Here is a 24739-nt window from a genome sequence, read left to right as displayed (position 1 = left end):
TAGTTCTCGTGTACTATAGTGGGTGTGACAGTGCCTGTACATTATTGGATAAGGTAGAACGTACAGCGGCTGAATCTGTTGCCTTATTCAAGGGATACCCGACAAGGGAAATTTCTGCCTGGCCCGGGGGCCCGGGGATCGGTGTATGCGGACGGGGCAGGGCGCCAAGGCGCCCCTGCACGGGCCCGGCGGCAAGCCCGCCGCCGACACGGTCAAACTGCCGGCGACCACCCGAACGGAGATCATCAACCGGGCCAAGAAATGGGTCACGGCCAAGGTGCCGTACAGCATGAGCGCGTACTGGTCGGACGGCTACCGGCAGGACTGCTCCGGTTATGTCTCCATGGCCTGGAGCCTGCCCGGGAACGAGTGGACGGGAAGCCTCCACCAGTACGCGACCCGGATCACCAAGGAGGAGCTCCAGCCGGGCGACATGCTGCTCTTCCACAATCCGGCCAACCCGACGAACGGTTCCCACGTCGTCCTCTTCGGCGGTTGGACGGACTCCACGCACGGCTACTACATCGCCTACGAGCAGACCCGCCCGAGCACCCGCAGGCTCGCCACCCCCTACGCCTACTCGACCAACTCGGCCAAGTACGTCCCCTACCGCTACAAGGGCCTGCTCGCCGATCCGGCTGACCCCGGAGTGCCCGGGGTGCCCGGGGTGCCCGGGGTGCCCGGGGTGCCCGGGGTGCCCGGAGTACCCGAGGTGCCCCCGCCGGGCACTCCGGGCGGCGCCGGGGACGGCGCCAATCCCGGCTCGGGTGCGCAGGCAGCGCCGTATCCGGGGCGGGCGTCCTTCGGATCGGGCGCGGACAACAACAACGTCACCCTGCTCGGCCGGCTCCTCGTCGAGCGCGGCGCGAAGCGGTACTACACCTCGGGGCCCGGCCCGCGCTGGTCGGACGCCGACCGGCGGGCCACCCAGGCGTTCCAGCAGGCCCAGGGCTGGCGCGGCGCCGACGCCGACGGGCTGCCCGGCCCGCTGACCTGGTCACTGCTGACCACCGGCAAGGGCAAGGACATCGCGGCGGCGGCTTCCGGCGGCGCGGGCGGCTCCGGAACGGCGGGCGCCCCCGCCCAGACGCCGCGCCTCCCCGTGTATCCCGGCCGGGCCATGTTCCGGCCCGGCGCGGACAACGCGTACGTCACCCAGCTGGGGAGGCAGCTGGTGAAGAAGGGGTTCGGCACGTACTACGCGAAGGGGCCCGGACCGCGCTGGGGCGAGGCGGACCGGCGGGGCGTCGAGGCGTTCCAGCGCACCCAGGGCTGGCGCGGCGGGGCGGCCGACGGCTACCCGGGACCGGAGACCTGGCGGCGGCTGTTCTCGTAGGCCCCGCGCGCGCGACGACCCGGTTCGTCCTGGGGCGGTCCCAGGTGATCCCGGGTCGTCGCGCGGCCGTCCCCATCCACTGTCATGGCGTATCTGGCGTATCTGGCGCGGAGGCTGGAGGCACGCATGAGCACGACCACTTCTCAGACGCCCGAATCGGAGGGGCCATCACGGCCCGCCCGGCTGATCCAGAACGAGGCGACCACCGAGATCCCCGTCCATCTGCTGTTCCGTGACGAGCCCGAGCCGAGGCCGGTGCCGCTCGGGCCCGTCGTCGTGGGCAGCCGGGCGGGCACCGGGGAGCAGCCGAGGTTCCGCCGGCCGACGCCGGCGAAGGCCCGGCCGGTCGCGCAGGTCGACCCGGCGCTCGTCGAGCGGCCCGCCCGGGTGCTGCCCGGAGCGGTCGGGGTGGCCGCCGGGGTGTGCGGGGCGGCGGGCTGCGCCGCCACCTCCTGGTGGGCGGGCGTCCTGCCGCCGCCGGTGGTGGAGGCGCTCGCGCTGCCCGCGTCGGCCGGCGTGGGGCTCGGCCCGGTGCAGTGGGCGGCGTACGCGGGGGCGGGCGCCCTCACCCTGTTCGGTTTCGGCGGGCTGGCGCGCGGCGGGACCGGGCGGGCCTGGGTGCTCGGCCTGTTCGGCCGCTACCGGGGGACGGTGCGGCGCACCGGCCTGCTGTGGGTGAACCCGCTGCTGCTGCGCCGCCGGGTCGACGTACGGCTGCGGCACTGGCGCAGCGAGGCGATGCCCGCGGCCGACGGCAACGGGGTCGCGCTGCGGGTGGTGGCGCTCGTGGTGTGGCGGGTGCGGGACACCGCGCGGGCCACGCTCGGCGTCGAGGACCACGAGACGTATCTGCGCGAGTGCGTCGAGGCGGCGCTCGCCCGTGTCCCGGTGGAGACGCCGGGTGCCGGGCGGGGCGCGGTCGAGGCGTCCGGGGAGGCGCTGACCCGGCGGGTGGCGCGGGACGCGGGCGCGATCGGCCTGGAGGTGTTCTCGGTGCAGCCGCTGCGGATCGAGTACGCCCCCGAGGTGGCGGCCGCGATGCACCGGCGCCGGATCGCCGCGCTGGACGCCCAGCAGCGAGCGTCGGTGCTGACCTCGGTGGTGGACTCGGTGGAGGACACGGTGACCCGGCTGACCATGCGGGGGCTGGTGGAACTCGACGACTACGAGCGCAAGGCGCTGGTGAAGGACCTGACGGTGGCGTTCTGCTCGGGCCGGGGGGAGCAGTCGCCCTGACGACCCGTCGGACATGTCCCGCCGCCTGGCCCCATCCCGTCCCCGAATTGGTATGGACATGTTCAACAATCAGCAATAATCTCAAACTTGGTCTAGACCTGCACGGCTCACAGAACTTCCCCCACGTTCTCCAGGAGCGGCAGCATGCGCAAAAAGACCAAGCTGTACGCGGCCGCCCTCGGCCTCACCACGGCGGGAGCCCTCGTGCTCACCGCCGGAGGCGCGAGCGGCCACGGCTACACCGACCTCCCCATCAGCAGGCAGAAGCTCTGCCAGAACGGCACCGTCGCCAACTGCGGCAACATCCAGTGGGAGCCGCAGAGCGTCGAGGGCCCCAAGGGCTTCCCGGCCGCCGGACCGGCCGACGGCCGGATCTGCTCGGCGGGCAACACCCCGTTCGCCCAGCTCGACAGCCCGAGGACCCCGTCCGGCGCGGCCTGGCCGTCCACCCGGGTGTCCGGCGGCCAGTCGTACTCGTTCCGCTGGCAGTTCACCGCCATGCACGCGACGACGGACTTCAAGTACTTCGTCACCAGGGCGGGCTGGAACCAGAACCACAACCTGGCCCGCTCCGACCTCAACCTCACGCCGTTCCTGACGGTGCCCTACGGCGGTCAGCGCCCGCCGCAGACCCTCTCCCACAGCGGCACCCTGCCGTCCGGGCTGAGCGGGCGCCATGTGATCGTCGCGGTCTGGACGGTCGCCGACACGGCGAACGCCTTCTACGCCTGCTCCGACGTCACCTTCTGAGCCCCCCGGAGGCGGGACGCGTGCGCCGGACCGGGCGACCGGCGCCGGCGCACGTGCTTCCGCCACCGTGCGCCGGGGTCGCCGCCCGCGCCGCACCGCTGACTGATCTGCCGCCGGCGCTGCGCAGACGGGGGGGCGTGCGATGCGCCGACCCGGGTGTGGTGGCGGCCCCCAGGGAAGGAAAGGAGGCGTACAGGGAGGACGCCGAAGGGCCCCTCGTGTCTCCACGAGAGGCCCTTCCGTCATGGTGCGCCGCCAGGGACTCGAACCCCGGACCCGCTGATTAAGAGTCAGCTGCTCTAACCAACTGAGCTAGCGGCGCATGACCCTCGCCCTCCGCCTTCGGCGGCCGGCGACGAAGAAAATACTACCTGGTCCGTGGGAGTGCTCCGGACCAGGTAGGAAGCTGCCAGTGAGGCCTCTGGTGGGGCTGCTTTCTAGATGGCCAGCGAGAGCAGAACCTGCGTCGCGCTCCTGTTCAGGGTGTCGGCGGCCTGGCGCAGCCGGTGGGCGTGTTCGACGGGCAGGGACAGGGCCAGGCAGCCCGCCGTGGAGCCGGCCGTGATCGGTACGGCCGCGCAGACCGTGCCGACGGCGTACTCCTGGAGGTCGAGCACCGGGGCGGTGGGTGGCTGCGACTCCAGGCGGGAGAGCAGCAGCTTGTCGCTGGTGATGGTGCGCGAGGTGAGGCGGGCCATCTTGTGCCGGGAGAGGTGGTCGCGCCGGCCGTTGTGGTCGAGCTGGCCGAGGAGGCTCTTGCCGGCCGCGGTGGCGTGGGCGCAGGAGCGGAAGTCGACCCACTCGTTGACCGCGGGTGTGGCCGGGCCGTCGGCGTACTGGGTGACGGTGAACTCTCCGTCGACGTAGCGGCTGAGGTAGACGGCGGCGCCGACGGTGTCGCGCAGCCGGTCCAGGGTCTGCTGGAGCTGGTCCCGGAGGGCCTCCTCGTGGTGGTGCGCGGACGCCAGACGGGTCAGGGCGTCACCGGTGACGTACGCCCCGTCGGCGATCTGCTCGACGTATCCCTCGCGGCGCAGCATCCGCAGGAGCGTGGTCAGTCGCTCCCCGCCGAGGCCGGTCTCGCGGGTGAGGTCGGCGTCGGTGACGCCTGTGGTGTGCCGTGCCACCGTCTCCAGGACGCGCAGGGCGTCCTGGGCCGGGTGGTGCGGAGTTTTCGGCTCGTTCTTCAGCGCCACGGTTTCCCCCCGGTCGCTTCTTCCTGGCCGTGATCCGGACGGTGAATCCCGACCACGATAACCGGCGAGTAGCCAACAGGGAGAGGGGGTTGACGAGATTGCGGGCCTCTCAACTGGGGAATTGTTCCGCTGGCATATTCCGGAGGCGTGGGGGTGCCACACGGAGTGGCGCCCCCGGGCCTCACAGCACCGCGCTGAGGAACTCCCGCGTCCGCTCCTGCTCCGGCTCGCTGAAGATCTTCTCCGGCGGGCCCGACTCGATGACGCGGCCCGAGTCGAACATCAGGACCTGGTCCGAGATGTCCCGGGCGAAGTTCATCTCGTGCGTCACGCAGAGCATCGTGATGTCGGTCGTGCGGGCGATGTCCCGCAGCACGTCCAGGACGCCGGCCACCAGCTCCGGGTCCAGCGCGGAGGTCACCTCGTCCAGGAGCAGCACCTGCGGCCGCATCGCCAGCGCGCGGGCGATCGCCACCCGCTGCTGCTGGCCGCCGGACAGCTGGGTCGGGTACTTGTCGAGGTGCTCGGTCAGGCCCACCAGTTCGAGCAGGTCACGGGCCCGCTGTTCGGCCTCGTCCCTGGACAGGCCGAGGACGGTGACCGGGGCCTCGGTGATGTTGCGCAGCACCTTCATGTTGGGGAAGAGGTTGAACTGCTGGAACACCATCCCGATGTTCTTACGGACCTCGCGCACGTGCTTCTCGCCGGCCCGGACCAGCTTGCCGCCCCGCTCCTCGTGGGTCAGATAGGCACCGCCCACCCTGATCGTGCCCTCGTCGGGCTCGGCCAGGGTCATGAGCAGTCTCAGGATCGTCGTCTTGCCGGAACCCGACGGGCCGATCAGCGTGACGTGTTTGCCGGAGTCGACGGAGAAGTCGAGCCGGTCGAGGACGGTGTTGTCGCCGAACCGCTTGGTGACCTTGTCGAAGCGGATCAGCTCGCTGCCGTCCACCGGCGGATTGACCAGGGCGGGGCCGTTCTCTGCGGGATCGGTGCCGGCGGGGTCGGTGCCGGTGGGATTCGTGTCGGCGGGGTTCGTGTCAGCGGACAAGGCGTCGCTCCAGGGCTCGGATCAGGAGGGAGGCGGGGTAGGCGATGACGATGAAGGCCACCCCCACGACGGTGAGCGCCTCCGTGGTGAAGGTTTCGTTGCTGAACGACTGGGCCTCGCCGAGCATGTCGAAGGCGCCGATGGTCGCGATCATCGGCGAGTCCTTGAGCATGGCGACGACGTAGTTGCCCAGCGGCGGCACGACCCGGCGGATCGCCTGCGGAAGGATCACCGCCCGCCAGGTGCGGCCCTTGGACAGGCTCAGCGCCGTGGCGGCCTCCCACTGGCCGGCCGGGACGCCGTCGATGCCCGCCCGGTAGACCTCGGCGGTGTACGTGGAGTAGTGCAGCCCGAGGCCGACGATGCCGGTCGCGAGCGGCGACATCGACGGGCCGAAGTTCGGCACCACGTAGAAGAGGAAGAACAGCTGCACCAGCAGCGGTGTGTTGCGGATGAACTCCGTGACGGCGACGACCGGCCAGCGCACCCAGACCCGCGGGGAGCGCTGTGCCAGCGCCCACACCAGGCCCAGCGCGAAGGCGATCAGCGTGCCGAGGGCCAGGGCCTGGAGGGTGACGAGTACGCCGTCCCAGAACCGCGGCATGAAGTCGTCCACGACGTTCCAGTCCCAGCTCATGCCGTACCTCCCGCGGACTGCGAACCGGACTGCGAACCGGCCACCGGGCTTTTGCCGCGGGCGGCGGGCTTCCTGGTGATGCCGCCGGACTTCTCCGGACGCTGCCCGATCCCGGCCTTCGCCCTGCGCTCCAGCAGCCGCATGCCGCGGGTGATGAGGAAGGCGAGCACGAAGTAGAGGACCAGCAGCAGGGTGTAGACCGGGGTGGTCTCGTTGGTGCCCAGCCGGAGCAGATTGCCGGCGAACGTCATATCGGCCACCGTGATGACCGAGACCAGGGCGGTGCCCTTCAGCAGCTCGATCAGCAGGTTGTTGAACGGCGGCACCATCTCGGGCCAGGCCTGCGGCAGCTCGATCAGGCGCAACCGCTGCCAGCGGGTGAAGTTGAGCGCGATGCCCGCTTCCTTCTGCGCCGGGGTCACGGCGGCCAGGGAGCCGCGGACGACCTCGGAGCCGTAGGCGCCGTAGGTGAGGCCGAGCGCGCTGACGCCGGCCCACATGGGCACCAGCTGCCAGCCGAAGAGGGGCAGCGCGAAGAACATCCAGAACATCAGCACCAGCGCCGACATGCCCCGGAAGACCTCGAAGTAGATACCGGCGAGGAAGCGGACGATCCAGTACTGCGAACCGCGGGCGAGGCCGATCCCGAACGAGATGGCGGCGCCGAGGGCGGCGGCGTACACGGTCACCTGGACGGTGACCCAGATTCCCGGCAGGAACCAGGTGGTGAAGAACTCCGAACTCATCATCAGCCGCACAGCTCCTTCGCTGTGAGGTCCGTCATGTCGGCCATGCCGAAGCCGAAGGGGCTGACGATCTCCAGCAGCTCCTTGTAGTCGTCGCGCTTGAGCTTCAGCACTTCCTTGTTGAAGGCGTCCCGGAAGTTCTTCTCGGACAGCCGGAAGGCGAATCCGCCCGCGCCGTAGGCGGGCTTGCCGTCCATCACGGGCTGGAACGGGTCGGTAGCCGACACCCGTCCGGAGCCCTCCACCGCCGACTTCACCGTGATGCGGGTGCCCGCGAAGGCGTCCACCCGGCCCTGCGCCACCGCGTCGATGCCGGCCACCTGGTCCGGCAGGACCAGGACGTCGGCGATGCCGGCGGCCTTGGCGTAGTCGATCTGGGCGTACGCCTTGCCGGAGGCGAGCCTGAGGCCCTTCTTCCTGACGTCCTCATAGGTCTTGATGCCGTGCGGATTGCCCTTCCTGACGATGAAGGAGTCCAGCATCAGGTAGTCCGGGTCGGCGAACAGCACCTGTTCGCACCGGACCGGATTGATGTACATCCCGGCGGACACCACATCGAACTGCCGGGCCTTCAGTCCGGGTATCAGGGCACCGAAATCCACCGGCACCGGCTTGACCTCGTCGATACCGAGCCTTTTGAAGATCACCTCCGCGATCGCGGGTGCTTCTCCGGTCGCCTGCCCGTCGTCTCCGACATATCCGAACGGAGGCTCACTGGCGATGCCGATCTTCACGGACCCCTGCTCCCGCAGGGTCTCCAGGAGACTGCCGCCCAGTACCTTTCCGTCGTCCGGGACGCGGCTGCACCCGGCCGCCCCGAGGGCTCCCGCCGCGCCCAGCGACACCGCTCCGGCGAGCAGCGAGCGGCGGCTGAGTCCTGTGCGGGGACTGTCGTGGGGTCTGTCATGGGTTCCGGATCGATGTGCTTGTGGTCGAGCCATGGGCGCGCGGCTACCCGACTTCACGCCAGTCATGCGCACCACTTCCGGCCCCGCCCGCCGGTGACGCGCCCCCGCCCGCCGCCGAGGCCCCCTTGACCGTGGGAGGACCATGGAACGCATGGCTGACCGATACATCGAAGTCTCGCTGGCCAGGCGCGGAATCGCCGCCACGGCGAAGCTGCTCGACGAATCCGCGCCGATCACCTGCGCGGCCGTCTGGGATTCCCTTCCGCTCGCCGGGGACGTCTATCACGCCAAATACGCGCGCAACGAGATCTACGCCCTGTTCCCGCCTTTCACGACATCGGAACCACCGCTGGAGAATCCGACGGTGACGCCCATTCCGGGAGATCTCTGCTATTTCTCCTTCGCCGGAGCGGAACTCGGCACCCAGGCCTACGGCTACGACCGCGAGGTCCGCGCCGGCACGACGGTCGTCGACCTGGCCCTGTTCTACGAGCGCAACAACCTGCTGCTGAACGGCGACGTCGGCTGGGTCCCCGGCATCGTCTGGGGGCAGGTCGTCGAGGGCCTGGAGGCGATGGCCGAGGCCTGCAACGACCTGTGGCGGACCGGGGCGGCGGGGGAGACGCTCAGCTTCCGCCGGACGTGACGCCCAGGGCGGGGACGCTCAGCTTCCGCCGGACGTGAACCCCGCCTCGTACAGCGCGTGCGCCGCCCGTAGCACCAGGTCGTCGCGGTGCCGCGCGGCCACGATCTGCAGGCCCACCGGCAGCCCGTCGCCGTCCGTGCCGACCGGGACGGTCGCGGCCGGCTGCTGGGTGAGGTTGAAGGGGTAGGTGAACGGCGTCCAGCCCGTCCAGCGCCGGTGCCCCGACCCCTTCGGCACCTCCGCGCCCGCCTCGAACGCCGTGATCGGCAGGGTCGGGGTGAGCAGCAGGTCGTGGTCGTCGTGGAAGCGGCCCATACGGCGGCCCAGATCCATCCGGACGTCCACGGCCGCCAGATAGTCCAGGGCACTGAACCGGGCGCCCCGCGCGCTGATCTCGCGCAGCCCCGGATCCAGCGACTCCCGCTGGTACCGGCCGAGATGCTGGGTCACCCGTGCCGCCCCCGCGAACCACAGGGTGTGGAAGGCGTCCACCGGGTCGCTGAAGTCCGGATCGGCCTCCTCGACGTACGCGCCCAGCTCCGCCAGCCGCTCCACGGCCCGCCGGACCGCCGCCGCGACCGCCGGGCGCACGGCGACCTGGCCGCCCAGCGACGGCGAGTACGCCACCCGAAGCCCGCGCACACCCCCGCCCAGCGCCCGCGTGAACGAACCTCCGGCCGGGCCCAGCGCCGACCAGTCGCGGGAGTCGGGCACCCCGATCACGTCCAGCAGCAGCGCCGCGTCCGCCGCGTCCCGCGTCATGGGACCGACGTGCGAGAGCGTCCCGAAGGCGCTGGCCGGATACAGCGGCACCCGGCCGTACGTCGGCTTCAGCGCGAAGATCCCGCAGAACGCGGCCGGGATGCGCACACTGCCCCCGCCGTCCGTGCCCAGGGACAGCGGGCCCGCGCCGAGCGCCACGGCGGCCGCGCTGCCCCCGCTGGAGCCGCCCGCGGTACGGGAGGGGGCGTGCGGGTTGCGGGTGATCCCGGTGAGCGGCGAGTCGGTGACGCCCTTCCAGCCGTACTCGGGCGTCGTCGTCTTGCCGAGGAACACCGCGCCCGCCTCCCGCAGCCGGGCCACCGACGGCGCGTCCTCCTCCCACCGCCCGCCCGGATCGACCGCCCGGGAGCCGCGCAGGGTGGGATGCCCCTTCAGCAGCAGGATGTCCTTCACCGTGACCGGTACGCCGTCCAGGGCGCCCCGCGGCTCCCCGCGCCGCCACCGCTCCTGCGCGCCGCGCGCCTGCGCGAGGGCCTCCTCGGCCAGGATCCGCACGAACGCGTTCACCTCCGGCTGGATCCGCTCGGCCCGCTCCAGGGCCGCCCGGACCGCTTCCACCGGCCCGAACTCGCCCTTGCGGTAGCCGTCGAGGAGCCGGCCCGCGGTCAAGGTGGTCAGGTCCGTCATGCGGTCCTCCAGAGGACATCAGTGTCCGGGCACGTATCCGCGCTGCTTGTCGACCACGTTCCGCAGTGGCCGGCCCGCCGCCCACCGCTCGAACAACTCCACGAACTGCGCGCCGAGTTCGTCCCGCCAGCCGACCGTGTCCCCGCTCATGTGCGGGGACACCAGCAGCCCCGGCACCCGCCACAACGGGCTGTCCGCGGCGAGGGGTTCGGTGGTGAGGACGTCCAGCGCGGCCCCCGCGATCCACCGCTTCTCCAGCGCCTGCACCAGCGCGTCCTCGACGACGAGCTGCCCCCGGCCGACGTTCACGAAGCACGCGGAAGGCTGCATCACGCCGAACCGGCGCAGGTCGAACATGCCGCGCGTCCGCTCGGTCAGCGGTGCCGCGGCGATCACCCAGTCGGCGCGGGCGAGCAGCCGGTCCAGGTCGCCGGGGCCGTGGATGCCGGTGCGCGGGACCCGGCCGACCACCGCAGCGGTCACGCCGAGCCCCTTCAGCGTGCGGGCGATCTCGCGGCCGATCGGCCCCGAGCCGACGACGACCGCGCGCGTCCCGGCCACCCGCCGGCTCTCCCGGTGCCGCCACTCCCGCTCCCGCTGGAACTCCAGGGTCCGCGGCAGGTCCTTCGCCATCGCCAGCACCAGGGCGGCGACGTACTCGGCGATCGGCGCGTCGAAGATCCCGCGCGCGTTCGTCACCACGGTGTCCGAGGCGGCCAGCTCCGGGCACATCAGGTGGTCCACGCCCGCGCTCGCCGAGTGCACCCAGCCGGGCCGCGGACCCTCGCCGGGCCAGGCGGAGCGCACCGCGTGCGAGGCGAAGTCCCACACCAGCAGGACGTCCGCCCCGGGCAGCAGGCCGGCCAGCCCCGCCTCGTCGGTGTGCACCACACGGGCCCGCCCGGTGAGCCGGCCGAGGCGGGGCGGCGGCTCGGCGTCGAGGACGAGGAGCGTGGGAAGCGCGGTCATCCGATGCCCCTTACCCGGCGGGACCGAGGGTCTTCTCCCCCGGTCGTGACCAAGGTCTGACGTGCACGGATTGACCACGTTCGCACCCGAACCTACCGTCGTCAACACGGCCCGACGCACGGCCGGTTGCGCCATCCTGTCTCCCGGTGAGGGCGGTGCCCCATGGACGTCACCTTTCTCGGCGGCCCACGGGGCCAGCGCGGCCTCGGCGTGGTCGCCCCGTTCGACTTCGCCCTGGACCGCGAGCTGTGGCGCTGGGTCCCCGACGACGTGTCCCTGCACCTCACACGCACCCCGTACGTGCCCGTCGAGGTGAGCCTCGACCTCGCCCGCCGGGTCAGCGAGCACGAGACGCTCGGCGACGCCGTCCGCACCCTGATCGCGGTCGCCCCGGAGGTCGTCGCCTACGCCTGCACCTCGGGCAGCTTCGTCGCCGGGATCGCGGGGGAGCGCGCCCTGTGCGAGGCGATGACCCGGGCCGGCGCCACGCCGGCCGTGACCACCTCGGGCGCCCTCCTGGAGGCCCTGGCGGAACTGGGCGCCCACCGCGTGGCCCTGGTCACCCCCTACACCGAGTCCGTCACCCACGCCCTGCGGGAGTACGTCGGCCAGGCGGGCGTCACGGTCACCGGCTGCGCGTTCATGGGCCTCACCCGGCACATCTGGAAGGTGCCGTACCGGGACGTCGCCGACATGGCCCGGCAGGCGGTGAGCGCCACGGCCGCCGAGATCCTCTTCATCTCCTGCACCAACCTCCCGACGTACGACGTCATCCCCCAACTGGAGGCGGAACTACGCATACCCGTCATCTCGGCCAACCAGGTGACGATGTGGGCGGCGCTGCGCCGATTGGGTACCCGAGCCGTGGGGCCGTACCAGGCTCTGCTGGACGAGGGGGCGCGGAACTGGCCTCCCGCACTGCCGGAAGAACAGCAGGAAGGATGGACATGACCGCACTCGGATTCCTCTACCCGGGCCACTCCGCCGAGGACGACTACCCCCGCATCGAGCAGCTCCTGGGTAGTGACATCCGGGTGGACCTGGTCCACACGGACATCGGCGAGGACGCGCACCGCGTCGACGCCCTGCGGGAGATGGGCGCGCCCGAGCGCCTCGCCGCGGGCGTCGAGCAGCTGCGGCTGGCCGGCGCGGAGGCGGTGGTGTGGGCCTGCACCAGCGGTGGCTTCGTGCACGGCTGGCAGGGCGCCCACGAGCAGGTGCGCGCGCTGGCCCGCGCCGCCGGGATGCCCGCCTCCTCCACCTCCTTCGGCTTCGTCCACGCGGCGAAGGAGATCGGCGCCGCCCGGGTGGCGGTGGGCGCGACCTACCCCGACGACATCGCCGGGCTCTTCGCCGAGTTCCTGCGCGCGGGCGGCGTCGAGGTGACGGCGCTGCGCGGCTCCGGCGTCGTCACGGCCGCCGAGGTCGGCACCTGGGGCGAGGCGCAGGTGCTCGCCCTGGCCCGCGATGCCGACACCCCCGACGCGGACGCGGTCCTGCTCCCCGACACCGCCCTGCACACGGCCGCCCACCTCCCCGCCCTGGAGGAGGCCCTGGGCAAGCCGGTCCTCACCGCCAACCAGGTCACCGTCTGGGAGGCCCTGCGCCTCACGGACCGCCGGGTCAACGCGCCGAGCCTGGGAGCGCTGTTCGTCCGGGAGCCGATCGTGCAGATGTGAGCGGACGGGGTCTCCGGGCCTGTCGCTCCCCGTGGCCGGCGGCTCCCCATGACCGGCGCTCTCCGTGGCCGGCGGCTCCCGCTGGACGGCGCTCCCCCTGGACGGCGCTCCCCTGGACGGCGCTCCCCGTGACCGTCGCTCTCTCTCCTTGACCGGCGCTCCACGTGGCTGGCCGGGAATAACCGGGGACACCCTCCTGTTAGCGCCCGAAGGACAGCGGACGCCCAGAACGCAGGAGGAAACCCGTGGCGGCAGACGAGACGGCTGCAGGCGAGAACAGGACAGGCGAAGCGGCGGCCGGTGACGCGTCGGCCGACGGGATCCACGGCACGGCGCTCGGCGCCGCCCCCGTCCCGCTCTCCGTACTGGACCTGGTCACCGTCGGTTCCGGGCACACCGCCACCGACGCCCTGCGCACCGGCGTCGACCTCGCCCGGCTCGCCGAGGCCCGCGGTTTCCACCGCTACTGGGTCGCCGAGCACCACTCCATGCCGGGCGTCGCCTCCTCCTCGCCCGCGGTGATCCTCGCCCACCTCGCAGCCCACACCAGCCGCATCCGGCTCGGCTCGGGCGGCGTCATGCTGCCCAACCACGCCCCCCTGGTGATCGCCGAACAGTTCGGCACCCTGGAGGCCCTCGCCCCCGGGCGCGTCGACCTCGGCCTCGGCCGCGCCCCCGGCACCGACGGCGCCACCGCGGCGGCCCTGCGCCGCACCGAGAGGCTCAACGAGGGCGCCGACGACTTCCCCGAGCAGCTCGCCGAGCTGACCCGCTTCCTCGACGACGACTTCCCCGACGGGCACCCCTACGGCCGCATCCACGCCGTCCCCGGCCCGGTCCAGGCCACCTCCCCCGGCGGCGTGCAGTCCCGGCACCGCCCGCCGGTCTGGCTGCTCGGCTCCTCCGGGTTCAGCGCCCGGCTGGCCGGCCTGCTGGGCCTGCCGTTCGCCTTCGCGCACCACTTCTCCGCGCAGAACACCGTCCCGGCCCTCGACCTCTACCGGGAGACCTTCCGCCCGTCGGCGGTCCTCGACGAGCCGTACGCCCTCATCGGTGTGTCGGTGCTCGCCGCCGACGACGAGCGCGAGGCCCGCCGCCAGACCCTGGCCACCGGTCTGAACATGGTCAGGCTGCGCGGCGGCCGGCCCGGCCTGTTCCCCTCCCCGCAGGAGGCGGAGGCCCATGAATTCACGCCGCTGGAGCGGGAGTTCGTCGACTCCTGGACCGCGAACATCATCCACGGCACGGCCGACGAGGTCCGCTCCGGCCTCGACGCCCTGCACAAGCGCACCGGCGCCGACGAGCTGATGCTCACCAGCCACGCCCACCGCGGCGACCTGCGCCTGCGCTCCTACGAACTCGTCGCGGACGCTTACGGGTTGCCGACGGCGTAGGACGCGCCGGCCATCAGCTCGGAGATACGGTCCGGCGGCACCGGTCGGGAGTAGAGCCACCCCTGTCCGGTGTCGCAGCCGATCCGGCGCAACCGGGTGGCCTGCGCCGACGTCTCCACGCACTCCGCGGTCACGGTCAGTCCGAGCCGGTGCGCGAGGTCGATCATCGCCTCGACGACGACCTCGTCGGCCGGATTCGGCGGCGCCCCCGTGCCCTCGTACTGGAAGCCGCGCACGAACGACCCGTCCAGCTTCAGCACCGACACCGGCAGCCGGCTCAGATACGCCAGGTTGGAGTAGCCGGTGCCGAAGTCGTCGATGGCGATGTTCACGCCCATGTCGCTCAGCGCCTGGAGCGCCTGCAACGGCCGTCCCGCCGAGCCCATCACCGCGGACTCCGTCAGCTCCAACTGGAGTAGCGCCGGGTCGAGTTCGGTCTCGGCGAGGATCTCCGCGACATCGGCCACCAGGTCGGAGTCCCACACCTGACGGACCGCCACGTTGACGCTGACGAACAGGGGTTGGTCGTCCGGGTGCGCCAACTGCCAGGCGCGCGCCTGCCGGCAGGCGGTGGCCAGCACCCAGCGGCCCAGCGGCACGATCGAGCCGTCCTCCTCGGCCAGCGCGACGAACCGATTCGGCCCCAGCAGGCCGAAACGCGGGTGGTCCCAGCGCACCAGCGCCTCCACCCCCCGCAGCCGCCCGTCCGACATCCCCACCAGCGGCTGGTAGTCGAGCCGGAACTCGCCCCGCTCGATGGCCGGCCGGAGCGTGGAGGCCAGCGCCTGCCGGGTCATCAGATGCGCGTTGCGCTCCGGGTCGAACAGCGTCCAGCGGTCCTTGCCGTCCACCTTCGCCCAGTACAGCGTGGTGTCGGCGGCCTGCATCAGCCCGGTGGCCGTGGTGCCGGCCGCGTGCCGCTCGACGACGCCGATGGACGCGGACACGTTCAGCCGCTGACCCGAGAGGTCGAACGGCGCCTGGAGCGCCTTCAGTACGGACTCGGCGAGATCCGCCAGCTGTTCGGTGCCCGTGGAGTCCTCCACCAGCAGCGCGAACTCGTCCCCGCCGAGCCGCGCCACCAGCGGCACGCTCGGCCGGGTCCGTCCGGCCTCCTCCGCGCACACGGTCAGCCGCTCGGCGACGGCGGCCAGCAGCCGGTCACCGACCCGGTGCCCGAGAGTGTCGTTGACCGCCTTGAACCCGTCGAGATCCAGGTAGCACAGCCCGATCCGGCCGGTCCCGCTCTGCTCGTACGACTCCGCCTCCAGCGCGCCCGTCACCCGTTCGAAGAACAGGGTGCGGTTGGGCAGCCGGGTCACCGGATCGTGCATCTGGAGGTGGCGCAGCCGGGCCTGCAACTCCCGGTGACCGCTGACGTCGGTGACCGACAGCAGCACGCCACCCGGACCGCCGTCCAGCGGAGCCACCGTGACCTGCGCCCACAGCGAGCGCCCGTCGGGCCGTTTCAGCCGCCGTGTGCAGCGCAGTTTCGCCTGGCGACCGCGGAGCACCTCCCGGTAGGCGTGCCAGGTGCGCGCGTCGGAGGCCAGGTCCAGCAGGTCGGCGGCGGACCGCCCGACCAGAGCCGCGGGCCCGCCGCCGAGGAGCACGCCGAGCGCCTCGTTGGCGTCCCTGACCAGGCCCTCCCGGTCCACGACGGCCATGGCCAGGGGTGCGGCCGCGAAGACGGAACGGTAGGCCGACGGCCCTCCGTCGCTGTCCTCGGCGGCACCCCTACGAGTAGATGCCTTGATGTCACTCACCGTGACGGCCGACCGGTCGAGGTCTGCCGCGGGCGTCGGCCCTTCGGACGTTCCGCTCACCGCTCGCTCCCGCAGTGCACTCGATCGCTGTCCGCGCAGGAAAAGTCTGCCGATCATAGAGGCTGCCCCCGGGCGTGCGCAGCCACTGCCCAGTGTCCCTGAACAACCGGGGTTTCTGACAGATCGTTTCTGCCCCCAGCTGGACCGGTTCTGCGGGCGGGCGACCGCTTGTGACGTTCCGTGAGTATTCCGGGGGTGTCGGCAATGATGCCCCGTTTCCGCGTCCTCACTCGTCTGGGGCAGACAAACAGGGCGTAGTACGACAAATTCCCACAGGCTGGGTGGCGGTGTCCCGTGAACCGCTCCCGGAGGTCTCCTGTGCCGCGACAGCTCCCGCGCCCCCGACTGCGCAGCACCGCGGCCATGTTCACCACCCTCACGGCACTCGCCGCGACCTGCCTCATCAGCGCCCCCGCGGCGGAACCCTTCTCGGCCACCCCCTGCGCCCTCAAACGCACGGACGCCCACCACTCCGAGGGCCTGGACACCTGGAACGCCGCCTACCCGCGTCCCGCCCGCGCCCTCGACGCGGTCATGATCTTCCTGTCGTTCCCGGACTGGACACCGATGGTCCCCCCGGCCGAACTCGCCGCCGACCACTTCCCGGCCACCAGTCGCTACTTCCAGCAGGCCTCCTACGGCAAGTTCACCCTGCGCGCCCACCCCCTCCAGCGCTGGATCCGCATGCCGAAGCCGTCCACCGCGTACGCCATACAGCGGGACTGGAGTGCGGAGCGCCGCGGCGCCTACCTGCGCGACGCCCTTGCCGCGGCCGACGGGCAGGTCGACTTCTCCCGCTACGACGTCGTGTACCTCGTCGCCGACCCGGACGCCCCCGGCGTGGACTCCGACGCCACCAAGGTCGTCAACATGAACACCCCGCTGCGCGCCGACGGCACCGACATCCGGCGGATCGTCACCGTCTTCGAGCAGCACCCGCCGGACCGGCTCGTCCTCGCCCACGAGACCGGGCACGTGTTCGACCTGCCCGATCTCTACCACCGCCCCATGGACGGCAAGGGCGACTGGGACACCCACGTCGGCGACTGGGACCTGATGGGCAGCCAGTTCGGCCTGGCCCCCGACCTGTTCGCCTGGCACAAGTGGAAGCTGGGCTGGCTGGAACCGCGCCAGGTGGTGTGCGTACCCCGTGGCACACCCACCCGGCTGACACTGGAGCCGCTGGGCGCCGGACCGGACATCCCGGTGAGCCGGGCCTCGGGCTCACCCGCCTTCGGACTCGGCAACGGCACCAAGCTCGCGGTCGTCCGCACCGGCGCCGACAGCGCCCTCGCCTTCGAGGCCCGCGGCCGGATCGGCAACGACCTCGCGTCCTGCCGCTCCGGCGTCCTCGTCTACCGCGTCCAGAGCGGCGCGGAGTCCGGCCGCGGCCCGGTCGAGGTGGTCGACGCCCACCCGAGTACCGACGCCTGCTGGGGCGACTCGGTCTACCCGCCCCTCGCCGACGCCCCCGTAGGCGCCGGCGAGAGCTTCACCGTGCCGGGGGAGGACGTGAGGGTCGACGTGGAGGGCCGCACGGCGGCGGGCGCGTGGACGGTACGGATCACGGCCTAGCGGCGTGCGGCCACGCGAAAGGCCCCCCGCTTGCGCGAGGGGATTTGCTGTGTGGGGGTGTGGGTGGCGGAGCCCCCACAACGCGCGGCGAAGCCGCGCAGACATGACGATGGCGGCCCCTGTTCGCGCTTTCCGCGAACAGGGGCCGCCCTCGTCATGGTGCGCCGCCAGGGACTCGAACCCCGGACCCGCTGATTAAGAGTCAGCTGCTCTAACCAACTGAGCTAGCGGCGCCTGCTGACGTCGTAGACCTTAGCATCCGGATCCGAGGCGTGAGAAATCGATATCCGCACGGCCGCACGGGCCGCCCGGACGGCCGCCCAGAGCAGGATCTCCGGGCCCGGCAGCCAGGGGTGCCGGGTGTCCGGGGCGGTGACCCAGCGGGTGGCTCCGCCGGTCTCCTCCGAGGCCAGCGGGGCGGGCACGGTGACCGCGTCCCCGTTCCCGTGGCACAGCAGCGGCGGCACGGTCCCGGTACGGCCGTCCCGGCGGCCGTCCGCACTCCACTCCTCCCAGTCCAGCAGGGAGGGAAGCCGCTGGGCGGTGCCCGGAGCGGCGAACAGCAGCATCCGCCCGCGGAACGCGGCCACCGGCCCCGAACCCGGCCCCTCGTCCCACAGCCGGTCCAGCATCAGCCGCCCGAACATCGCCGGCGCGCTCACGACGTCGAAGACGGAACCGCAGGGCAGGACGACCGGGGCGTGCGGGCGCTCCTCCCACAGGGCGAGCGTGCTGCGGGGATACGTGCCGGCGGACGCCAGCCAGGCCGCGCCGTCCGCGGTGACTCCGGCGGTGTCGCGGTGGTCGGTGTCAGGGGCGTCCCATGCGCTGCTCATGTCGCCAAGATCTACACGGCGTGAGTGGCCGATTCCACTGGGTTGTGGAAAACGAGGACAGGGAGCGGCCGGAGGCACTATCTTGCCCACCTGGCATATGCCGAAAGCCTGACGCAGAGTGATCGACGGGGCCTTGCGGCCGGGTCACACGGGGTCGGCGTGCCCGAGTCCCTCGGCGTCGCCGCGCATCAGGTCCCGCCCGAACTCGACCATCTTCTTCGCGTAGGCCTCGGTCCACTCGGCCCGGTCCGCGATGTCCGCCGCCGTCAGCCGGTCGAACCGGCGCGGATCGGCGAGCTGAGCCGCCGCCATGGCCTGGAACTCCATCGCCCGGTCCGCCGCCGCCCGGAAGGCCTGCGTCAGTTCCGTGGCGCGCGTCAGCAGCGCCCCGGGGTCGTCTATCGACTCCAGGTCGAAGAAGTGCTCCGGATCACCGGCCGCCTCGGCGGGCTCGAAGAGCAGGGGCGCGGGGCGTAGCCGCGGTTCGTTCCGACCCGGCGTGTGCTCCGCCATGTCTTCTCCTCCTCGTACGGACGTGATGGCACCACCGGCAAGCGGACCACCCTCCATTGTCCCCCGACGACGCAAGGGGGCCGGGACCCCCGGCCTTCTCAAGCGATGCGCCCCCCGGCGATGTTCCCCAGCCACCGGCACTTCCAAGCCACCTGGAGCCGAGCAAGATGCGCGGTCCCGGCGTCACGCCGTCCAGGTGACCCGGTGCTCCGCCAGGTGCGCCAGGACCGCGTGGTTCGCCTCCCAGCCGTCCGGGAACTTCACCGCCGTGCCCAGCTGGACCGGTTCCGTCGACGGGTAGGCGTCCAGCAGGTCGGTGACCCCCGCACGGCAGACGACGACGCAGGCGTGGCGGTGACGGGACGCCAGGACGCACAGGCGGCCCGTCTCCAGATGGAAGGCGGTCGCGTCGGGGCGCCCGGACAGGGGATGCAGGATCACCGTGACGTCGTACTCCCGCCCCTGCAGCCGGTTCGCCGTGTCGACGGTGACGTCCGTGACGCCCAGCTCGGCCAGTGCCGCGCGGACCGCCGCCGCCTGGTCGCGGTGGGCCGTGCCGACGGCGACCCGGTCGGCGGTCAGCGGAGTGGGGTCGGGGGAGCGCTCGGAGGTGGCCGCGCCGGCCCGGTCGAGGAGGCGCCGCACGACCGTGGCCACCGCCCGGACCGCCTCCGGGTCGGTGCGGGGCGTGTGCCGGGCGGGCAGCTCCAGCAGACCCCAGCCCGACTCGGCCGCCTCGTCGATCACCCGGTCGGGCCCGGAGCCGTCGGAGGGGACGCCGAAGGACAGCGCGCGGTCGCCGTGGTCCGTGCCGCTGCGGAAGGGGGTGTACGGGTAGAAGGCGTCCGAGACCAGCGGGGCCGCCGACGCCGGCAGCCGCCAGGACACCGGCAGCCGGTGCTGCGGCAGGTCCGGGTTGTGCGCCAGCAGCGTCGACACGGCCGAGGCCGACGGGTCGTACGACAGGCCGGCCCACTGCTCGCTGCCCACGATCGCGAACGGGTCCAGCTGCCCCGGGTCGCCCACGAACAGCGCCCGCTCGAACAGTCCGGCCACGGCCAGCAGCCCGTCCGAGCGCATCTGGTAGGCCTCGTCCACGATCGCGTGCCGCCACGGCTCGTCGGCCTTCACGTGCGCCCACTTGGCCGCCGTGGAGATGACGACCGGCAGCCCGGCCAGGTCACCGGCCTTCGCCGACTTCCTTACGTTCGCCAGGCCGTCCAGCGTCTTGTCGTAGGCGTCGGCGTCGCTGCTGTGCAGGCGGCCCACCGGCAGCTCGGGGTTCTTCTCGGCGAGCCGCAGCACCAGGTCGTCGACCTGCGCGTTGGTCTGCGCGACGACCATCAGCGGGCGCCCCGCGTCCGCCAGTTCCAGCGCGGCACGGACCACGAGCGTGGACTTTCCGGCGCCGGGCGGGGAGTCGACGACGACCCCGCGCGCGGTGCCGTGCAGCGTGTCGCGCAGGATCGCGTCGGTGGCGCGGGTGGCGGCGGTCCCGGCGTCGAAGACGGCCTCGGTGGTCACAGGGTGTCCTCCTCGGTGACGGAATCGGCGGTCTCGGGCACCGGTTCCCCGGGCGGCCCGCCGTGCGTCCACGGCGTGTCCTCGGGGTCGGGCAGCTTCGCGCCGCCGCGCTGCTCGTGCTCGAACAGGGTGAAGCAGACCCGGTCGCCCTTCTCGGGCACGGACCCCACCTCCGGCTCCTTGCCGCGGCCCATCTTGTCGACGATCCGCAGCACCAGCAGGCACTCCTCCTCAGGTCCGTCCGCCGCGTCAGGTCCCTCCCGCCGCACGAACTCCGCCGCCTGCGGCTTCCCGCCCAGCGACCGGAACACCTTGGCCCGCTCCCCGAGATGCGGCCGGTCGTCCGTGCGGACGGTGACCAGCGGGCGCGGGCTGGGCCGCTTGCCCTCGCTGTACGCCATGACCACGTCGACGACCTCGCCCGCGAACGCCTCCCCGGCGAGGCGCCGCCCCGCCATCACCAGCGGGTCGTCGAGTGCCTCCTGCGCGTCCAGCCGACCCTGTTCGCGCTCGCGGGTGGCCAGCTTGTTGGCGGCGGTCACCGCGTCGTCGCGGCGCGGCTGCGGGGGCTCACCGGCCACGACGCGGTCGCGGTGGCCGGTGAACGACCAGCGGTCGCGCGTCCACCGCTCCTCGACATGCGACCCCTCGGGCAGCTCCCGCAGCAGGTCCAGGCCCTGCCACACCTTCTCCCAGGTGGGCAGCGTCCGGCTCAGCACGAGTTCGTGGATCGCCCGCTCGGCGGCGGTCAGCTCGCCCAGCCGGTCGTCGGCCTGGAGGCCGTCCTGGGCGGCGGCCAGGGCGGTACGCGCGCGGTCGTAGCGCTCGATGGCCGGGGCGAGCAGCTTGTTGTCGAACGCCGGGTCGGTCGCCGGGCCGGCCGGCGGGCACAGCAGCTGGCCCTGACCGTCGCGTGCCAGCTCGGCGCGCAGCGCCGCCTCGGCTCCGGTCGCGCCCTCGGGCGGGGCGATCCAGGCGAGCAGTGCCCCCAGGTGCTGGTCCTCCAGGCTGGACTGGCCGGTCGCCCAGTGCCGGCCCAGCATCTCGGTGAGCGCCGCCAGCAGCGAGGAACCGGGCACCCGGGACCGCTCCCCGAAGTGCGTCAGCCACCGCCCGAGCAGCGGCACGCGCGGCGGCGCCGGATACGGCGTCTCCGGGTCCTGCTCGGCCGTACGGCGGAAGCGCATCGAGCGGCCCAGGAGGCGGACGTACTCCACGCCCGCTCGGCTCGGGACGATCAGCTGGGGCGCGTCGGAACACAGCTCGACCTCGACCTTGACGCGTTTGCCGGTCTCCGGGTCGGTGTCGCTGCGCTCGGCGGCCTCGACGGCGTCGGCGTAGGAGTCGATGTACGGCAGGACGATGTCGGCCAGCTCGGCGAGGAACGCGAACCGCAGGTCGCGGTCGCGCGGCTGCGCCACGACGAGCAGCCGGGGCGCGTCCCGGTCGGTGCCGACGAGGGCGCCGAGCGGGGCGCCGGCCTCACCGGCGGTGGTCAGCGGCACGAACACCAGCGGCCGCTCGGACAGGTGCCGGTGGCGGACGGTGGCGGTGGGCCGCGCGCGGCCGGTGGCGACGGCCTCGAGGCGGGCGAGGGTGGCGATCAGCGACACATAGCCCCCAGGGACTCTTCGCGCAGTCGGGCCGCCCGGCGCAGGGCGGCCACCGCCGGGTCGTCGGGGTCGCCGGCCTCGCCGCGCGCGGCGGCCAGCACGTCCCCGACCGTGGTCAGCCCGCCCAGCTCGGCGCGGACGGTGCGGCCCAGCGCGGTGACCGTGCCGGCCGCGCGGGAGCGGTCGCGGCAGTGGAACGCCAGCTCGCAGGCGGCCAGGCACTCGGGCGCGTAGGCCGCGGGGACGGCCTCGACGGCCGCCGTGAGCTGCTCGGGGGGCTGCTCGGGCGAGAAGCAGGTGCCGTCCGGGAGGGCGTCGGCGATCTCCTCGATACGGGTGAGCCGGGCCAGCTGGCGGCGGGTGACCGCGCGCTGCTTGCGGATGTCCACGGCGGACGCGGCGGGCAGGTTGGAGAAGTCCTTGGGGCAGACCAGCAGGATGCGGTGGCGTACGCGCGGCGCGGGGTCGAGCCGGGCGGCGACGGCCTCCAGCGCCAGCACGTACACGGCGGCCTGGCGGGCGGCGGCGCCGACCTTTGCCGGGTCCGCCGAGCCGTCCAGCAGGGGGAACGACTTGATCTCCACGACCGACCAGCTGCCGTCCGGGTGCACCACGACCGCGTCCGGCTCCAGGAACGCCGGGGAGCCGGCGACGTCCAGCGCGAGCATCGGATGGTCGAGGAGGGTCCAGGTGCCGGGCGCCTGCCCGGCCTCGCGCAGTGCCAGGGCGGTCCGCGCCGTACGGCCCTCGGGGCCGATCGCCGACAGGTCCGGGACGCTCGCCCCGGTGGGCGGCTGCGCGCGCGGGTCGAGCTTCTCGTGCACCAGGCGCAGCAGGTCGGCGCCGCCGTCGGCCTTCACCTTCGCCTCGAACGCGTTGCCGCGGGTGAGGGCGAACTGGGACTGGCCGAACGCCGAGGGTGAGCCCAGGGCGTCGGCCAGTGCCGCCTTGTTCACCCCGGCGCCGTCGAGGATCGCGCGCCGGCTGCATCCCGGGTTCGCGGCGAGCGCCGCGAGGGCGCGGGCGTCCAGCGCCTTGGCCGGTACGTCGGGTCCGCGCAGGTCAGCGAGCCGCTGCCGGAGCGCCGTCCCCCGCGTCCGAGGGGGTGGCGTCCGGCTCGGCTCCGGGCCCGAACCGTGACTCGCGCTGCCGTGGAATTCGCTCACCCGGGGAAGTCTGGCATCCGGCACTGACAATCGAGGTCTCCGCGCTCCGAGCGGCCACCGGGACGGACGGGAACCGTCCCGCCATCCAGCCCGCGACCCGGTCCGCGCGGCGTGTCACCAGCGGGGCCAGCAGCAGTCCCGCGCCCATCACGGCCGCGCCGGCGACCGCGTCGAGGAAGTAGTGGTTCGCGGTGCCCATCACCACGATCGTCGTCACCAGCGGGTAGACGACACCGGCGGTCTTCGCCGCCCGGGTGCCACCGTGCCGCCACAGCATCACCCCGCACCACAGGGCCCAGCCGACGTGCAGGCTCGGCATGGCCGCGTACTGGTTGGTCATGCCGCCGAGCCCGCGCGGGGCGCTCGCCTCGCCGCCCCACCAGCCGTACGAGCTGTACTGGGCCATCGTGTCCACGAAGCCGTGGTCCGCCGACAGCAGCCGGGGCGGGCAGGTGGGCAGCAGGGTGAAGCCGATCAGGCCTATGAACGTCGACGTCATCAGCCAGGTGCGGGCGGCCCGGTACTGCACGGCCCGGGTGCGGAACAGCCAGACCAGGATCACCGGCGTGACCATGTAGTGCAGCGAGGCGTACCAGAAGTCGGCCGGCACGCCGATCCACGCCTCGGTTCTGAACAGCCGGTTCAGCGGGTGCTCGGCATTGATGTACAGGAGCTTCTCGACCCGCAGGATCGCCAGCCCGTGGTCGACGGCACTGGTGACATCGCCTCGCGCGAGGAGCCGGCCGGCGGAGTAGCAGGCGTACACCAGCACGATCAACGGCAGTTCCGTCCACCAGCGCAGCCTGGGCGGAGCCGCCTCGATGCCTGGTGTCTCGGTCTGCGGCATCCGATCGCCTCCCCCTTCGTGTAGCTGCGGCGCCGATGGCACGGAGGTGCCACTTTACGGCCTGTGCAGGCGCCCGGTTCCGCGCGCCCCCGGCAGTCAAAGACGCTGAGATCGCCCCCCGGGTTGCCCCCGTTCAGGGTGCGCGATGATGGATGTGTTCCGCCCCCGAATTCCCCCGGAAGGGTTCCCATGGCACCGCGCATCCTGCTGGCCCGGCACGGACAGACGGAGTGGTCGCTGTCCGGCAAGCACACCGGCAGGACCGACGTGCCCCTGCTGGAGGAGGGCCGGCGCGGTGCCAAGCTGCTCGGCGAGCGGCTGCACCGGGCGCCGTTCGACGGCCTTCCCGGCGTCGAGGTGCGCACCAGTCCGCTGGCACGCGCGCGGGAGACGTGCGAACTCGCCGGCTTCGGCGAGCGGGCCACGCCGTGGGACACGCTGATGGAGTTCCACTACGGAGCCTACGAGGGACTGACCCCCGCCGAGATCCAGGCCGCCCGGCCGGGCTGGCTCATCTGGCGCGACGGGGTGCCGGAGGGGGAGAGCCTCGCGGAGGTCACCGCGCGCGCGGACGAGGTCGTCGCGTGGGCGCGGTCGGCGGACCGGGACGTGCTGGTGTTCGCCCACGGGCACATCCTGCGCTCGATCGGGGCCCGCTGGCTGGGCCTCCCGCTGGACTTCGCGGCCCGCATACGCCTCAATCCGACGTCGCTGTCCGTATTGGGCTGGGCGTACGGGGACCCCGCGATCGAGAGCTGGAACGACCTGGGACACCTGGCGGGCTAGGCACTGTCCGGCGGATCATGTGACCTTCTGACTGGTCGCTCGTTGGTTCGGTCATGGGTCGGGGGGATCTGACGAATCGCGAGTGGTCGTTGCTT

23 protein-coding genes and 2 tRNA genes are annotated in these 24739 nt (G+C 72.6%); 9 read left to right on the top strand and 16 right to left on the bottom strand.

The window, feature by feature from the left end; genetic code table 11:
• Window positions 1–145: 145 nt before the first annotated feature.
• The 3 genes from P1P75_RS23440 (at window position 146) to P1P75_RS23430 (ending at window position 3322) form a co-directional block, all read left to right on the top strand.
• Complete coding sequence (locus P1P75_RS23440; RefSeq protein WP_319258480.1) at window positions 146–1336, top strand: peptidoglycan-binding protein; 1191 nt, start codon at window positions 146–148, stop codon at window positions 1334–1336.
• Between the two features lie 126 nt (window positions 1337–1462).
• Window positions 1463–2572 carry an SPFH domain-containing protein gene (locus P1P75_RS23435; protein WP_319258479.1) on the top strand — a complete coding sequence of 370 codons (1110 nt, stop codon included), beginning with the start codon at window positions 1463–1465 and terminating at the stop codon, window positions 2570–2572.
• Window positions 2573–2716: 144 nt separating this feature from the next.
• Window positions 2717–3322 (top strand): lytic polysaccharide monooxygenase, encoded by a 606-nt coding sequence (locus tag P1P75_RS23430; RefSeq protein WP_319258477.1) that lies wholly within the window; start codon window positions 2717–2719, stop codon window positions 3320–3322.
• 245 nt (window positions 3323–3567) lie between these two features.
• On the opposite strand, the gene P1P75_RS23425 is transcribed toward P1P75_RS23430, so the two are convergent.
• From P1P75_RS23425 to ehuB, 6 genes are all read right to left on the bottom strand, one after another.
• Window positions 3568–3644 (bottom strand) — tRNA-Lys (locus P1P75_RS23425).
• Between the two features lie 115 nt (window positions 3645–3759).
• Window positions 3760–4518: an IclR family transcriptional regulator C-terminal domain-containing protein gene (locus tag P1P75_RS23420; RefSeq protein ID WP_319258475.1), complete on the bottom strand. Its 759-nt coding sequence runs from the start codon at window positions 4516–4518 to the stop codon at window positions 3760–3762.
• A 181-nt stretch (window positions 4519–4699) separates the two neighbouring features.
• Complete coding sequence (gene ehuA, locus P1P75_RS23415) at window positions 4700–5470, bottom strand: ectoine/hydroxyectoine ABC transporter ATP-binding protein EhuA (RefSeq protein ID WP_319258486.1); 771 nt, start codon at window positions 5468–5470, stop codon at window positions 4700–4702.
• A gap of 88 nt (window positions 5471–5558) precedes the next feature.
• The gene (gene ehuD, locus P1P75_RS23410; RefSeq protein WP_319258473.1) at window positions 5559–6206 is read right to left on the bottom strand and encodes an ectoine/hydroxyectoine ABC transporter permease subunit EhuD; all 648 of its coding nucleotides are present in this window, start codon (window positions 6204–6206) and stop codon (window positions 5559–5561) included.
• Entirely contained in the window at window positions 6203–6955 is a 753-nt protein-coding gene (ehuC, locus tag P1P75_RS23405; RefSeq protein ID WP_319258471.1) for an ectoine/hydroxyectoine ABC transporter permease subunit EhuC, read from the bottom strand. Before ehuC ends, ehuD begins: the two co-directional genes overlap by 4 nt.
• Window positions 6955–7893 carry an ectoine/hydroxyectoine ABC transporter substrate-binding protein EhuB gene (ehuB, locus tag P1P75_RS23400; protein WP_319258469.1) on the bottom strand — a complete coding sequence of 313 codons (939 nt, stop codon included), beginning with the start codon at window positions 7891–7893 and terminating at the stop codon, window positions 6955–6957. Before ehuB ends, ehuC begins: the two co-directional genes overlap by 1 nt.
• A 118-nt stretch (window positions 7894–8011) precedes the next feature.
• Here ehuB and P1P75_RS23395 point away from each other — a divergent pair, with 118 nt between their 5' ends.
• Window positions 8012–8506, top strand: coding sequence for a DUF3830 family protein (locus P1P75_RS23395; RefSeq protein WP_319258467.1), 495 nt, complete (start codon window positions 8012–8014; stop codon window positions 8504–8506).
• A gap of 18 nt (window positions 8507–8524) precedes the next feature.
• On the opposite strand, the gene P1P75_RS23390 is transcribed toward P1P75_RS23395, so the two are convergent.
• Together P1P75_RS23390 and P1P75_RS23385 are read right to left on the bottom strand one after the other, a co-directional pair.
• The gene (locus tag P1P75_RS23390) at window positions 8525–9916 is read right to left on the bottom strand and encodes an amidase (protein WP_319258465.1); all 1392 of its coding nucleotides are present in this window, start codon (window positions 9914–9916) and stop codon (window positions 8525–8527) included.
• Window positions 9917–9934: 18 nt separating this feature from the next.
• Window positions 9935–10885: a D-2-hydroxyacid dehydrogenase gene (locus tag P1P75_RS23385; protein WP_319258463.1), complete on the bottom strand. Its 951-nt coding sequence runs from the start codon at window positions 10883–10885 to the stop codon at window positions 9935–9937.
• Between the two features lie 162 nt (window positions 10886–11047).
• Here P1P75_RS23385 and P1P75_RS23380 point away from each other — a divergent pair, with 162 nt between their 5' ends.
• The 3 genes from P1P75_RS23380 (at window position 11048) to P1P75_RS23370 (ending at window position 13958) form a co-directional block, all read left to right on the top strand.
• Window positions 11048–11836, top strand: a complete 789-nt coding sequence (locus tag P1P75_RS23380; protein ID WP_319258460.1) for an aspartate/glutamate racemase family protein — start codon at window positions 11048–11050, stop codon at window positions 11834–11836.
• Window positions 11833–12564, top strand: coding sequence for a decarboxylase (locus P1P75_RS23375; RefSeq protein WP_319258458.1), 732 nt, complete (start codon window positions 11833–11835; stop codon window positions 12562–12564). The genes P1P75_RS23380 and P1P75_RS23375 overlap by 4 nt, the downstream gene beginning before the upstream one ends.
• Before the next feature lie 320 nt (window positions 12565–12884).
• Window positions 12885–13958: an LLM class flavin-dependent oxidoreductase gene (locus tag P1P75_RS23370; RefSeq protein WP_319258484.1), complete on the top strand. Its 1074-nt coding sequence runs from the start codon at window positions 12885–12887 to the stop codon at window positions 13956–13958.
• Here the strand turns inward: P1P75_RS23370 and P1P75_RS23365 are convergent.
• Window positions 13937–15784 (bottom strand): EAL domain-containing protein, encoded by a 1848-nt coding sequence (locus P1P75_RS23365; protein ID WP_319258456.1) that lies wholly within the window; start codon window positions 15782–15784, stop codon window positions 13937–13939. The two genes, P1P75_RS23370 and P1P75_RS23365, sit on opposite strands and share 22 nt — an antisense overlap.
• 318 nt (window positions 15785–16102) lie before the next feature.
• On the opposite strand from P1P75_RS23365, the gene P1P75_RS23360 reads away from it, so the two are divergent.
• Entirely contained in the window at window positions 16103–17359 is a 1257-nt protein-coding gene (locus P1P75_RS23360) for a M6 family metalloprotease domain-containing protein (protein ID WP_319258454.1), read from the top strand.
• A gap of 157 nt (window positions 17360–17516) precedes the next feature.
• On the opposite strand, the gene P1P75_RS23355 is transcribed toward P1P75_RS23360, so the two are convergent.
• The 7 genes from P1P75_RS23355 to P1P75_RS23325 form a co-directional block, all read right to left on the bottom strand.
• Window positions 17517–17593, bottom strand: a tRNA-Lys gene (locus tag P1P75_RS23355).
• A complete protein-coding gene (locus tag P1P75_RS23350; RefSeq protein ID WP_319258452.1) occupies window positions 17584–18195 on the bottom strand; it encodes a bifunctional DNA primase/polymerase in 612 nt (203 codons plus the stop codon). The genes P1P75_RS23355 and P1P75_RS23350 overlap by 10 nt, the downstream gene beginning before the upstream one ends.
• 144 nt (window positions 18196–18339) lie before the next feature.
• The gene (locus P1P75_RS23345) at window positions 18340–18708 is read right to left on the bottom strand and encodes a hypothetical protein (RefSeq protein ID WP_086769854.1); all 369 of its coding nucleotides are present in this window, start codon (window positions 18706–18708) and stop codon (window positions 18340–18342) included.
• Between the two features lie 183 nt (window positions 18709–18891).
• Window positions 18892–20232: an AAA domain-containing protein gene (locus tag P1P75_RS23340; RefSeq protein ID WP_319258450.1), complete on the bottom strand. Its 1341-nt coding sequence runs from the start codon at window positions 20230–20232 to the stop codon at window positions 18892–18894.
• Window positions 20229–21845 (bottom strand): hypothetical protein, encoded by a 1617-nt coding sequence (locus P1P75_RS23335; RefSeq protein ID WP_319258448.1) that lies wholly within the window; start codon window positions 21843–21845, stop codon window positions 20229–20231. Before P1P75_RS23335 ends, P1P75_RS23340 begins: the two co-directional genes overlap by 4 nt.
• The gene (locus P1P75_RS23330; protein ID WP_319258482.1) at window positions 21836–22906 is read right to left on the bottom strand and encodes a hypothetical protein; all 1071 of its coding nucleotides are present in this window, start codon (window positions 22904–22906) and stop codon (window positions 21836–21838) included. The genes P1P75_RS23335 and P1P75_RS23330 overlap by 10 nt, the downstream gene beginning before the upstream one ends.
• Before the next feature lies 1 nt (window position 22907).
• The gene (locus tag P1P75_RS23325) at window positions 22908–23858 is read right to left on the bottom strand and encodes a phosphatase PAP2 family protein (RefSeq protein ID WP_319258446.1); all 951 of its coding nucleotides are present in this window, start codon (window positions 23856–23858) and stop codon (window positions 22908–22910) included.
• A gap of 189 nt (window positions 23859–24047) precedes the next feature.
• Between P1P75_RS23325 and P1P75_RS23320 the strand changes: the two genes are divergently transcribed.
• Window positions 24048–24644 (top strand): histidine phosphatase family protein, encoded by a 597-nt coding sequence (locus P1P75_RS23320; protein ID WP_319258444.1) that lies wholly within the window; start codon window positions 24048–24050, stop codon window positions 24642–24644.
• The last annotated feature ends 95 nt before the right edge of the window (window positions 24645–24739 follow it).

The organism is Streptomyces sp. ID05-39B, from assembly GCF_033794725.1.
In the GTDB taxonomy this organism is placed as follows: domain Bacteria; phylum Actinomycetota; class Actinomycetes; order Streptomycetales; family Streptomycetaceae; genus Streptomyces; species Streptomyces bobili.
The sequence above is the reverse complement of the archived record's forward strand: the minus strand, read 5'-3'. Positions and strand labels throughout refer to the sequence as shown.

Bases quoted from the DNA above. Each gene is read 5' to 3' on its own strand.
- P1P75_RS23440 (WP_319258480.1), top strand. From the start codon at position 146: ATGCGGACGGGGCAGGGCGCCAAGGCGCCCCTGCACGGGCCCGGCGGC.
- P1P75_RS23435 (WP_319258479.1), top strand. From the start codon at position 1,463: ATGAGCACGACCACTTCTCAGACGCCCGAATCGGAGGGGCCATCACGG.
- P1P75_RS23430 (WP_319258477.1), top strand. From the start codon at position 2,717: ATGCGCAAAAAGACCAAGCTGTACGCGGCCGCCCTCGGCCTCACCACG.
- ehuD (WP_319258473.1), bottom strand. From the start codon at position 6,206: ATGAGCTGGGACTGGAACGTCGTGGACGACTTCATGCCGCGGTTCTGG.
- ehuC (WP_319258471.1), bottom strand. From the start codon at position 6,955: ATGATGAGTTCGGAGTTCTTCACCACCTGGTTCCTGCCGGGAATCTGG.
- ehuB (WP_319258469.1), bottom strand. From the start codon at position 7,893: ATGGCTCGACCACAAGCACATCGATCCGGAACCCATGACAGACCCCAC.
- P1P75_RS23395 (WP_319258467.1), top strand. From the start codon at position 8,012: ATGGCTGACCGATACATCGAAGTCTCGCTGGCCAGGCGCGGAATCGCC.
- P1P75_RS23390 (WP_319258465.1), bottom strand. From the start codon at position 9,916: ATGACGGACCTGACCACCTTGACCGCGGGCCGGCTCCTCGACGGCTAC.
- P1P75_RS23385 (WP_319258463.1), bottom strand. From the start codon at position 10,885: ATGACCGCGCTTCCCACGCTCCTCGTCCTCGACGCCGAGCCGCCGCCC.
- P1P75_RS23380 (WP_319258460.1), top strand. From the start codon at position 11,048: ATGGACGTCACCTTTCTCGGCGGCCCACGGGGCCAGCGCGGCCTCGGC.
- P1P75_RS23375 (WP_319258458.1), top strand. From the start codon at position 11,833: ATGACCGCACTCGGATTCCTCTACCCGGGCCACTCCGCCGAGGACGAC.
- P1P75_RS23350 (WP_319258452.1), bottom strand. From the start codon at position 18,195: ATGAGCAGCGCATGGGACGCCCCTGACACCGACCACCGCGACACCGCC.
- P1P75_RS23345 (WP_086769854.1), bottom strand. From the start codon at position 18,708: ATGGCGGAGCACACGCCGGGTCGGAACGAACCGCGGCTACGCCCCGCG.
- P1P75_RS23325 (WP_319258446.1), bottom strand. From the start codon at position 23,858: ATGCCGCAGACCGAGACACCAGGCATCGAGGCGGCTCCGCCCAGGCTG.
- P1P75_RS23320 (WP_319258444.1), top strand. From the start codon at position 24,048: ATGGCACCGCGCATCCTGCTGGCCCGGCACGGACAGACGGAGTGGTCG.